Consider the following 11,571-nt stretch of genomic DNA (forward strand, 5'->3'; position numbering starts at 1 on the left):
TTTTACAGGTTGCTATGATACCTGTAAAACGAACAGTTATTCCTGTACTGCCATCATTGATGTGGGCGGCGGAAACGATTTAAATAAGTATAGTGATACTCATTTCCGAAAGGGGAAATATACGTGGCCAACATCCAAGTCGTTAAGGATCATACGATTATTCGAAATGAAGACTTCATCGCCAAAGCCGAGCAACTGAAGCCTGAGCTTATTTGTACGGAGGTCCATCCGGTTCATCTTATTGATGTCGTATCCGATGAATCCGCAGTCCATGGCTGGAGAGCGAACATCCTGGAGCCGGCTGAAGCGCTTGCTGATAAAAGCTTTGGAAAAGGCGACTCTTTTATACTGGATTTCGGAACGCATCTTGTCGGCTACCTGGACCATATTCATATCAACCCCGTCGGAAGCCCGCCGGATGCGCCTCTTCATCTCAAGATTACGTTCGGCGAGATGCCGATCGAGATGGCAGAGCCATTCAGCTCGTACGAGGGCTGGATTAGCAGCTCCTGGCTGCAAGAAGAAGTATTCCACATCGATGTTCTGCCAGGCGTTCTTTCTCTTCCTCGTCGGTACAGCTTCCGTTACGTGAAGTTCGAAGTGCTCGCCGCTTCCCAAAAATACAGCGTCTCCTTCGACGAGATCGTATGCCTAACCGTCACTTCCGCTGATGTCAGCAAGGTCACGCCTTTGGAGCATACGGACGAGCTCATCAAGAAGATCGATGCAGTCAGCATCAAGACCCTGCAGGATTGCATGCAGCTCGTCTTCGAGGACGGCCCTAAGCGCGACCGTCGTCTATGGCTGGGAGATCTGCGGCTTCAAGCATTGGCGAACTATGAAACCTTCAAAAATTACGATCTAGTCAAACGGAATCTGTATTTGTTTGCCGGCGTTCCTAATGACAAAGGTCAGATTACGGCCAACGTGTTCACGTTTGCGGATCTGATCGCCGATGATACGTATCTTCTCGATTATTCGATCTTCTTCGTCACGACGCTATACGACTATTATCTGGAGTCGCAGGATATGGATACGTTGACGGAGCTATGGCCGTTAGCTCTCATGCAGATTGAAATTGCCTTGGGGTACTTGGACGAAAGACATCTCATCCGCGATTCGAATTCCTGGTATTCCTTCATCGATTGGAATCAGGATCTGAATAAGCAGACGCCGACGCAAGGCGTACTGATCTACGCGATCAGAAGAGCCATTCGCATAGCCGAAATCGTAAGCTGCGATAGCCTCGGAATGCTGCAGCAACAGCTTAATCTGACCGTGGAAGCGGCAAAAGAGCATTTATGGGATGAAGCTGCTGGCTTCTTCGTAAGCGGCGCGGACCGTCAAGTGTCCTGGGCAAGCCAAATCTGGATGGTTCATGCGGAAGTGTGGGAGCCTCAGAAAAATAAAGAGCTGCTTAATCGTTTGTTGGAAGCGAAGCCCGTTGTCGGCGTAACGACACCTTATTTGTACCACCATTTAGTAGAAGCCCTTATTATCGTAGGCGAAACCTCGCAGGCCATTGCCCAAATGAAAGCTTATTGGGGAGAAATGATCAAGGACGGCGCCGATACGTTCTGGGAGCTGTACGATCCGAGCAACAAATCGTTCTCGCCTTATGGCAATCCTATGATTAACAGCTATTGCCACGCCTGGAGCTGTACACCGACTTATCTAATACGGAAATATAATTTGTAATATAAAATGGGGTCGATTTCTCTAGTACGTCGATATGGACAGAGGAACCGGCCCCTTCTTCTATAACAAAGCGTAACCGGCTATCGCCGTCCTTTGGCGGCGCTCCATCTCGGATCGTCGTCCGTTAGGGACCCTAGCGACACGATTAGGCCATATTCCAATCCTATTTGCATCGTTGCGGACTGAGGTGACCTCATAGGTTCCCTTTTTAAACAAACTCGCGCTGAATGTCTCTGATAGAGTCCGCTGAGTCCGTAAAGATGGGAATCAGGGGAGAAAAGCACAATTAAGGTCTTTACGGTCCACACTAGGATCCATATCTTATGAGCAAAATCATATACTTTCCTAAACGTCAAAAAAACCGCACCTCCGAAGTAAGGAGATACGGCACGCGTAGGGCGATTCACCCTTTCACCGAACCCATTGTTAAGCCGCCGACAAAATATTTTTGCAAAGCCAGGAAGGCGAGCAGCAACGGCAATGCGCATAGAATACATGCGGCGAATAGAACGTTCCACTGGGCCGGATTCTGTTGGTCGCCTAGGAAACCGAGCATAGCGACGGGGAGCGGCGCATCAAGCGATTTTGTAATAAAGACCATGTTAAAGAAGTAATCGTTCCAGATCCAGACGCCCTGCGTAATGATGACGGATACCGTTACCGGCATGATAAGCGGAAATACAATTTGCCAAAAGCGTCTGAACAACCCCGCTCCATCGATGTGGGCCGCCTCCTCGATTTCCTCCGGCACGCCGCTGCGGATGAAGCCGGTATACAGGAAGGTGGAGAATGGAAGGCTGCATGTAATAAACAACAAGATAGGCGTATATTGATTCATTGGAATGCCAAGGCCTTTGATCATCTGAATGATCGGAATCAATACCATCTGCCCGGGTATGACGAGACCGGATAAGAAGAAGACATATAGAAACTTGCTGAATCGGCTTCTAATTCTAGCAATCGGGTAGGCCGCCATCGCTGCAAGCACGACGACAAAGAATACCGAAACCGAAGTAAGGACGACGCTGTTCCATAGCGCTGTCGGGAAATGCATGCGTGTGAACGCCGATTGAAAGCTGTCGAATGTAAACTCGTTAAACCAGTTCAGCGGATTCGTCATGTTGCGCGGCGATCGCAAAGAACTCGAGAGAACGATCAGGAGCGGAATCAAGTTAATAAAGACGAGCACCAGAATCGCTATATGCGTTAGCAGCTTTCCAATAGGGGAACCGCTTCTCATGCCGATACCTCCCGTCTGTTCAGGGTAAATACGCAAACCATTGTAATGAGAATGATGATGGCGAAAGAAATAATGCCGAGCGCAGAGGCTTTGCCGAACAATTGATCCGTGAATGCCATCTTATACATCGCGTAGATCAGCGTATTCGTCGATGTGCCAGGCCCACCGTTTGTCATGACAAACGGATAATCGAACGCCTTCAAGCCGTTAATGACACTTAGCGTAATATTGATCGTAACGGAAGTAGCCAGCAGCGGAAGCGTAATGAAACGGAACAACTTCCATCTGCCCGCCCCGTCGATTCTTCCCGCCTCCAGCAAATCATGCGGCAAAGACTGAAGACCGGCCAAAAAAATGATCGTGCTTACGCCTAGGTTTTTCCATATGTCGACAGTGATGATGGCGTACAAAGCTTTCGTATAACTGCCAAGAAAATTGGTATCTAAGCCCGTAATGCCAATACGATCAAGCAAGGCGGCGATCAGCCCCTCTTCCGGCATATAGACGTAGCTCCATATAAATCCTACTACGATCGCGCTGAACAACGTAGGAATGTAAAAAGCCGAACGGTAAAACCCTTTGGCTCTTATGTTCGCATTTAGTAAAAGAGCGATTAATAAAGCAATTAAATTGCCCAAAACGACTGTAAGGACGGTGTATAGAAGCGTGTTCTTGATGGATTCAGCAAGGATCTCTTCCTTGAAGAGCGTCTTGAAATTGGAGAAGCCGACGTAATCGAACTGCTGAACGTAACCGTTAAAATCCGTCAGGCTGTACTGGAACAGCCGAGTAATCGGAAATATCCAAAAAACACAGTAAAAGAGGAGAGCCGGCAAAACAAAGAAATACATCGTTTTTTTCATTACGGCACTATTCATGTTGATTCTTTCCTTTCCCGGTCAAAATCGCGGCGAGGGGCGGGAAGCCCCTCGCCGCTGACTGTCTGCATTAGCCTTTGAACAGCTCTTTGTACTTGTCCTGCATCGCTTTCGTAACATCTTCCGCAGTCGTTTTCTTGCCGCCGATAATTTCGGAGAACTTGGACTGCATCACATCGCTCACGCCTGCCGGCCACATTTGGTTAGAGAAATAGAAAGCGTTGCCCGTAGTCTGAATATCCGTCAGCGCGTCCTTGAAAATATCGTTCGTCAGCTCGACTCCGTTGAATACGCTGATCGAAGGATTAGAAGCAACCCATGCCTCGAACAATGGCGACTGTCCGTCGAACAGGTATTCGAAGATTTGCTTGCCAACCTCCAGATTCGGGGAAGCCGCGTTCAAAKCATAACCTGCCGCTGTCGAAGCCGACGCGTAGACAGGTTGACCCGCTTCGTTGCCTGGGAGCGAGAAGAAACCGCGCTCGAACTCAGCTGCTCCGCTTGCCGTGACGCCCGGCAAATCCCATGTGCCCGTGAAGATCATCGCCGCTTTACCGTCAACGAACTGCTGAACGGCTTGCGAGCTAGCCATGCCAAGCGAGCCTGTCGCCACATATCCTTTGTCGTACAGCTCCTTGTATTGGTTCACCGTGTTGACCCACTTCTCGTCGGTCAGTGCCGTTTCACCCGTTTGGAGCTTCGTGTCGAACTCCGCATCTGAAGGGTAGACCGTGTTAGCCGCCAACTGATACATGCCGAACTGAATGACCCAAGGATCCTTGTCTCCCATTACGATCGGCGTGATGCCAGCCGCTTTCAGCTTATCAGCCGCAGCGAGGAAGCTCGGCCAATCCTTCGGCAATTCTGTAATCCCGGCCTCTTCGAATAACGCCTTGTTGTAATACGTTCCAAGAATGTCCATGCCCTTAGCTACGGCATAAGGTTTCTCTTCATAGCTCATATCATTCTTAGCAGCCTGACTGACATTATCCCAGAAGGAAAGGCCGGACAGATCGGCGGCATAACCTGCTTTCGCCACCTCTATTGCGCCCATGTTAGCCAGCTTCGGAAACACGAGGAAAATGTCGGGGCCTTCGCCTGCGGACAGCTTCGTTTTCACCGTCGTGTAATACTGCTCGTCCGGAAGCTTCTGCACTTCTAGCGTGACGTTAGGAAATTTTTCTTTGACGAGCTTCGGAAGCGTCTCCAGTTCAAAATCCGCGCCTTCCGCCGCTTTGGCGCCCGATACGAGCATCGTCAGCGTTACCGGTTTCTCGCTTGTACTTTCCCCCGGCGTGTTAGTCGACTGCGCATTGGTATTGTCTCCGTTATTGGCCGAATTGCTGCTTCCGCAGGCACTCAGAGCCACAACCATCATCGACGCCAGTGCAATGCCCAGCGTTTTTTTCTTCCAAAACTTCATCCGATATTCCCCCCGTACAGAAATGTTTTCTTGTTACATTTGTCATTTTAATATGTTTTTCTGTTGTTTATAAGCGCGCCATTTTTTGTTATCGCTCCGTATTTTTCGGAATGGATATACAAAAAAAGGACCCTTCAGGGTCCCTTCATCCATTTATGAAACTAATTGGATATTTCGTTCTGTAATGCCGTCATGTAATCGAGCGGAGAGTAATCATCGTTAGTGACTAGCAGCTGTGCGTTGTTCCATGCCATCAATTGCGCGTTCGTGTCGAATCTGGCTTCGAACCAAAGCGCCCCTTTCGTAACCTCGCCGATTTTTTGCTGTATTTGTTTGGTCAGCGGGGGCAAGTTCTCCGGCATGTCGCTTACATTAAAGCCAGTCACCATGCCGAGCTCGTTCATCGCACGATCCCCGTACCGTTCGAACACGTATTTGATCCATTCTCCGACTTCCGGCGTATAAGCCGACTTGGAGAACGACGTCGTAAGCCCGGCATTGACCGGATATTCGTCCAACGTTCCGCTGCCGCCCTCTACGAGCGGGATGCTGAAGAAACCGATGTTATCCGCGCCAATCTGATTCCGCAGCTCGTCGTTAAACGCGCGCAGCTGCCAGCTTCCCATATAGAACATGGCCGCCTTTCCCTGCAGGAACATATCAACGGAAGTGCTCATATCAATGGTGTTGACTCTCGGCCCAAAGTAACCGCTGAGCCCCATGTTTTGAACGACTTGCGCCGCCTCCACGAAGCCCGGACTCGTCAACGCTATTTCGCCTCTATCGACCCGCTCCATGACGTCTGCTCCGTACATGCGAATGGCGTAAGCATTAACAAGCCTTGTTATCGGCCATTTATCCTTGCCCGCGACAGAGAAAGGCTGAATGTCATGCTCCTTCAATTCCGCGGCGATGTCCAGCATTTCCTTCCACGTTTGCGGCTCGCTCAGCCCGTATTCAGAGAAGATGGCTTTGTTATACCAGAAGCCTTCGATATTAAGCTCCAGCGGGATTGCGAACAGTCCGCCATCCGCGTACGATTTCAGCAACTCTGCGGCAGCGGGATTCATAGTAGACATAAGGCCAAGCTCGGTGAACGCTTCCTCTACGTTAAGCGCAGCATCGCTGTTGATGAGATCCTGCAAGGGCTTGCCCGATTGATAGCTGAACATCGTTGGAAGATCGTTGCTGGCGGCGAGCAGTTGCACGCGCTGGTTCAGATCGCTCTCTGCCACGTTCTCGAATTTATAGCGTATCTCGGGATGCTCCGCTGCATATTCCTGCGCTAATTCGCCGATAATGCGCGCGCTTCCTTCGTTCTCTTTGTTGGAGCTTAAATAAAAGATCGTCGTCGGACTCGCGCCGGGTTCGACCTCGGGGTCCTTATCGCCACCGCACGCATGAAGCACGCTGAGCGATAAGATCGCAAGAGCTAACCGCGAAGCGATGAACAGCCGTTTGCTTCTCATATCCCTTTCCCCTTCGTACGGAATTGACCCGGGGTCATGCCCGTATGTTTCTTGAACACCTCGGAGAAATGCCGAGCATGATAATAGCCTACCTGCTCGCTAATATCCTGAATCGTCAAATCCTCGCCCAGTAACCTTTTCGCTTTCTCCATGCGGACTTTCGTCAGATGCTTAATGTAGGAGACGCCCATCTCCTCTTTGAACAGAAGACTGAAGTAGGTTACATTCATCCCGACATGATCGGCAACTTCCTGCTGGGTTAGATCTCGTCCAAGATGATCGTTCATATATCGTACGGCTTTCTCGACGGAAGCATGTTTTGACCTCGTACGAATGTCGATGATCCAATCCATGATTCGTTCCATTTCCTCGCGCAGCCAAGAGGTCATTTGCTCCAAAGTCTGCATGCCCAGCAGCTTGCGCTCGGGCAAATGACCCGGAGGTTTCAGGTCGGTCAAGCTTTCGCCTGTCTCCTTCGCTACCTCGAGTCCGTGGAACAACATACGCATCAGCTCGATTTCTGCAACCTCGGGGTCCGGCTTCATTTTGCGGAATTCGCCGAGATAGTTGTCTAGCTTTGCCATCAAAGCGTCTTTGTCGCCGATCCGCATATCGAATAGCACTTCTTCTTCGATCTCGGACAGATGCGGATCGACAGACTCGGAAACGCCAAGCTCGCTGAAGCGAATCCAGCCCTTTCCCTCTAAGTACTTGCCGTATCGCAGCGCCCTTAGCGCTTCCTTATAGCTGTTCGGGGCGAGGCCAAGCGTCTCGTACGTATGGCCCGATCCGACCGTTGCATCTCCGATGCTCTCCATGATGTCCGTCCAACCGGCAAATGCTTGCTCAAAGTGAAAGACAGCCGCGAGAAATTCGGCTCCGTTACGAATGCGTACGATCCTGTAACCGGATCCGCTAGCCAATTGTACATGCTCGTCCGATAGCGCCAGCACGGTTATCCCTTTCACCTCGGACGCATCCGGACCGAAATGCTCTGCCCAGTCCTTGATCGCCTCATCGCCTCTTTGCATCAGACCGTGTGTGCTCTGCATAAGCAACTGTTGTTTGCTTTCCTGCTTAAGCGCCGACATTTCCGAATGCTCATGAATTCGCGTGACCGCCTTGCGAATGCCATCCTTGATTTTCTCCAAGGTGATCGGCTTTTCCAGATAGTCGATAACACCAAGATGGATCGCCTTCTTCACGTACTCGAATTCATTGTATCCGCTGAATACGATACACATCGTCTCCGGCGCTTCGGATCGGATCGTTTCGATCAGCTCCAGCCCGTCCATGCCAGGCATCCGTATGTCGGTAATGACAATATCCGGCCGATGGGTTCTGAATGTCTCCAGAGCCGATATGCCGTCCTTAGCGGTGGCGACCAGCTCGACTCCGCATTCCGCCCAATTGATCAGTTTAATCAAGCCCTTCAGTACAATATACTCGTCATCGAACAAAACAGCCTTCAGCATCGTTTATGCCTCCCCCGTCATTTGCCTATATGGAAAGCGCAGCTGCACTTTGGTACCCTCTCCGACCTTGCTGTCTATCGTAAAGGTGCTTGTTGGGCCATAAAATAGACTCAGTCTCTCCTTTACGTTCAGCATACCGTAACCTTGCTCTGTCTTCGTCAGGTCTTCCATCCCGACGCCGTCATCCTCGACCGTGAAGACGAGAAATTCGCCGTCCTTCCGTCCGGTCAGCCGAATTCTGCCCTCGCCTACTTTAGGCTCCAAGCCATGATAAATCGCGTTTTCGACAAGCGGCTGAAGCAGCAGCTTCATAATCTCGAAGCTCTTGATCTCTTCCTCGATCGTTTCTTCATAGTGAAACCGATTGTCGTAGCGCATGTTTTGAATAATCATATAATGACGGATATGCTGAATTTCCTTGAACACCGGTATAAGCTCCCGCCCCTTATTCAGGCTAAGCTTAAAGCTCTCGGAAAGCGAAAGCGCCATTTGCGCAATGTCAGCCTTCTCCTCAAGCAGTGCCATGAAATAAATGGAATCCAGCGTATTGTATAGAAAATGCGGTTTGATCTGCGCTTGAAGCGAGCGAAGCTCTGCTTCTCTCTCTTTAAGCTGAGATTGCAATAAGCTTTCGCTCAATTGCTGGTTAACAATGGCTAACCGCCTGAAGGTCTGGTTGATGACGCCGACCTCGTCGGCTGCGAACGTTTCATTTCCGTCGATCGGCTGACTGCCCTTCGCCCAATCCACAATCATTTTTTTGAGCTGCAGCAACGGTTTCGTAATCGTACCCGATACAAAATATGACACGAGCAGCGCAATGCCGGCCATGAAAGCGGCAAGCAGCATCGTAATGTCGCCGATCCGATCGGACTGCCTAAGCAGCGACTTCGTCTCGACGAAATGAATGAACATCCAGCCGCTCGTCGCGTTTTTGTAGACGCTAAAGATGTATCCGGCTTGCTTAAGTCTATCCATCATGGCATCGTAATTACCTGACAGCCCGATGCCCTCCGTCTCCTCCGGTCGGTAATCGTAGACGACGGTCGGCTGACTAGTCGCCGTATCCAGCACGAGGAAGCCGCTTTTCCCGCTCTCGTTCAGCGTTTGCTCGAAGATCGTCTTCTTAATGTTGATGACTAATAGACCGATCTGACCGCCCGTCAATTCATTCGGGTCGCGCAGTACTTTTACGCTCGAGAAGGAGCTTCCCGCCGCGTCCTCCAGCACGTTATACCCGAAGAAAATCTCTTTCCCTTTCGCCGCTTGCGCCGTCTCATACCATTCCGTTAATGGAATCTGCTTGCGCGTATCGTCCGTGCCATAACGTCCGGCCTGCTCCGACCTTCCATAGCAGACCGAACGATAATTGCGGTCGAAGATGCAGATCGACTCGATATACTGCGTATCGAACAGATTGGAAACGACGATGTTTTGCAGCTTATTTGCCGTGCGGACATCGATGACGGCTTGATCGTTGCCGTTGCTGGCCCCGCTTATTAACAACTCCTTCCGGAGCTCGTCGTTGGAGAGAATGATCCGGTTCATGTTGATGATATTTCGCAGCAGCAAATCCGCCACTTCGCTCGACGTCTTCAAATACCCCCGGTTCGTTTCCATATGGTTCTGGATCAAGGTTTCCTTCGCGATGTTGAAGGAGAAGTAACCGAGCACGAACAACGGAGGGAGCGACACCAGTATCATGGCGGTAAAAAATCTTCTTCTAATCCTCGGCTKGCGAAACAGCTGCAAGGCAAAGCGAATCCGTGATTTCACGACGATCTTCCTTTAAACAAATTTGGTTATGCCTGCGTAAACAAAATATTCCCCGCCTGCGAGAGAGAAGTTCTTCCGGCAGTACAGGGAATGAACCGGCCTATTGTCTAGAGCCGTATTTAACATCAGTATAGCAGAGGAGCCCGCGCCGCGGTTCGGCGCATTTATCAGGTCAACTCCGCATTTATCGGATTGTCCCCCGAATTATTCGCTTTGCTCATCGATAATTGCTTGCAAATCGCTCATATATTGCACGGCCGAATATTCGGGCCCCGCAATGAGCAATTGCGCGTTATCCCACGCGGTCCGTTGTTCGTTCGTCGTGAACAACGCTTCGAACCAAAGCGCCCCTTTCGTAACCGAATCCAGCTTTTGCTGAATCATCCGGTTAAGCGGCGTAGCATCGCCTGCCTCCGTTACGCGGAACCCCGTAATCATGCCCTTGCCGCTTGCATAGTCGCCATAGTTCTCGAACACGAATTTGATCCATTGTCCGACTTGCTCGTTATACGCTTCCTTAGAGAAAGAAGCCGTCAGTCCCGCATTGACCGGATATTCGCTCTGCTTTCCTTGGCCGCCCTGAACCAAAGGGATGCTGAAAAATCCGATTTGGTCCGCTCCGATCGTATTCCGTTCCTCATTATCGAAGTCTCGAAGCGACCAGCTGCCGGAATAGAACATAGCGGCTTTTCCATTCAGAAACAAGTCCGTCGCTTGCCTGAAGTCAACCTTGCTGGCTTCCAGCCCAAAGTAACCTTTGAACGACATGCCCTTAATTTCCTCGGCCGCCTCGACGAATTCGGGTGAAGTGAGCTTCAATTGTCCCTGGTCGACCCTCTGCATGGCATCGGGCCCTATCTTCCGAATGAGATAAGCATTGATCAGCCGCGTGATCGGCCATTTCTCTTTCCCGGCAAGCGCGAAAGGCTGGATGCCCGCTTCTACAAAGCGGTCAGCCGCTTTCGTCATATCCGACCATGTGGTCGGCTCGGGAATATTCAGCTCGGCAAAAAGCTTTTTATTATACCAAAATCCTTCTATATTCATTTCCAAAGGCAGCGCATATAAGCCTTTCCCATCCACCAGCGCAGTCAGCAGCTCGACAGCCGATGGCAGCAGCTTATTCCGAATGCCCAGCTCGTCAAACAGCTCGGACAGATCAAGCACCGCTCCGCTTTCAATGAATTGAAGCAGCGGCTTGCCCGAGGGGTAGCTGAACATGACCGGAAGATCGTTGCTTGCGGCCAGCAACTGCAATTTAGAAGGGAGCTCGGTACTGCCAAGCTCTTCGTATTCAAATACAACATGAAGTTGATCAGTCGCATACTTGGCCGTCAATTCCTCTATAATAGAGGTGGTTTGGACATTCCCGCCTGAGGTTATGTAGGAAATGGATATATCATCCGGTTCAGGCTCTTGTGTGCGGGTACCCTGAACCCCGCATGAGGCAAGGAATGCCGGAAGTAACAGCAGCATGACCCATTTGCCATAGCCAGAACACCCTTTTGTAGCTTTCATAGCTGCACGTCCGTTTCATTAAAAAAGCAAGCGTAAACGGCTGTCGCCGTCTTTGGGCGGCGCAAGCAAACGTTTCGCGGATGAAATATAAGCC

9 protein-coding genes are annotated in these 11,571 nt (G+C 50.5%); 1 reads left to right on the forward strand and 8 read right to left on the reverse strand.

Going from position 1 to position 11,571, the window contains the following annotated elements:
- Window positions 1-123: 123 nt before the first annotated feature.
- Entirely contained in the window at window positions 124-1,698 is a 1,575-nt protein-coding gene (locus tag AB4Z33_RS29110) for an alpha-L-rhamnosidase-related protein (protein WP_442053257.1), read from the forward strand.
- 403 nt (window positions 1,699-2,101) lie between these two features.
- Here AB4Z33_RS29110 and AB4Z33_RS29115 read toward each other — a convergent pair whose 3' ends face one another.
- From AB4Z33_RS29115 to AB4Z33_RS29150, 8 genes are all read right to left on the reverse strand, one after another.
- Window positions 2,102-2,938 (reverse strand): carbohydrate ABC transporter permease, encoded by an 837-nt coding sequence (locus tag AB4Z33_RS29115; protein ID WP_442053258.1) that lies wholly within the window; start codon window positions 2,936-2,938, stop codon window positions 2,102-2,104.
- On the reverse strand, window positions 2,935-3,801 hold the full coding sequence (locus tag AB4Z33_RS29120) for a carbohydrate ABC transporter permease (protein WP_442053259.1): 867 nt from the start codon (window positions 3,799-3,801) through the stop codon (window positions 2,935-2,937). Before AB4Z33_RS29120 ends, AB4Z33_RS29115 begins: the two co-directional genes overlap by 4 nt.
- 85 nt (window positions 3,802-3,886) lie before the next feature.
- A complete protein-coding gene (locus AB4Z33_RS29125) occupies window positions 3,887-5,239 on the reverse strand; it encodes an ABC transporter substrate-binding protein (protein WP_442053260.1) in 1,353 nt (450 codons plus the stop codon).
- Window positions 5,240-5,400: 161 nt separating this feature from the next.
- Window positions 5,401-6,708, reverse strand: a complete 1,308-nt coding sequence (locus tag AB4Z33_RS29130) for an ABC transporter substrate-binding protein (RefSeq protein ID WP_442053261.1) — start codon at window positions 6,706-6,708, stop codon at window positions 5,401-5,403.
- Window positions 6,705-8,183: a response regulator transcription factor gene (locus tag AB4Z33_RS29135; RefSeq protein ID WP_442053262.1), complete on the reverse strand. Its 1,479-nt coding sequence runs from the start codon at window positions 8,181-8,183 to the stop codon at window positions 6,705-6,707. Before AB4Z33_RS29135 ends, AB4Z33_RS29130 begins: the two co-directional genes overlap by 4 nt.
- 3 nt (window positions 8,184-8,186) lie before the next feature.
- On the reverse strand, window positions 8,187-9,887 hold the full coding sequence (locus tag AB4Z33_RS29140; RefSeq protein WP_442053263.1) for a sensor histidine kinase: 1,701 nt from the start codon (window positions 9,885-9,887) through the stop codon (window positions 8,187-8,189).
- Between the two features lie 276 nt (window positions 9,888-10,163).
- The gene (locus AB4Z33_RS29145) at window positions 10,164-11,297 is read right to left on the reverse strand and encodes an ABC transporter substrate-binding protein (RefSeq protein WP_442053264.1); all 1,134 of its coding nucleotides are present in this window, start codon (window positions 11,295-11,297) and stop codon (window positions 10,164-10,166) included.
- 70 nt (window positions 11,298-11,367) lie between these two features.
- Window positions 11,368-11,571: hypothetical protein (locus AB4Z33_RS29150; protein WP_442053265.1), on the reverse strand; the 204-nt coding region annotated here is incomplete at its 5' end.

This window comes from Paenibacillus sp. 2TAB19, from assembly GCF_052115185.1.
Lineage (GTDB): Bacteria > Bacillota > Bacilli > Paenibacillales > Paenibacillaceae > Pristimantibacillus.

Coding starts and splice junctions, on each gene's coding strand:
- AB4Z33_RS29115 (WP_442053258.1), bottom strand. CDS start 2,938: ATGAGAAGCGGTTCCCCTATTGGAAAGCTGCTAACGCATATAGCGATT.
- AB4Z33_RS29120 (WP_442053259.1), bottom strand. CDS start 3,801: ATGAAAAAAACGATGTATTTCTTTGTTTTGCCGGCTCTCCTCTTTTAC.
- AB4Z33_RS29130 (WP_442053261.1), bottom strand. CDS start 6,708: ATGAGAAGCAAACGGCTGTTCATCGCTTCGCGGTTAGCTCTTGCGATC.
- AB4Z33_RS29135 (WP_442053262.1), bottom strand. CDS start 8,183: ATGCTGAAGGCTGTTTTGTTCGATGACGAGTATATTGTACTGAAGGGC.
- AB4Z33_RS29140 (WP_442053263.1), bottom strand. CDS start 9,887: ATGATACTGGTGTCGCTCCCTCCGTTGTTCGTGCTCGGTTACTTCTCC.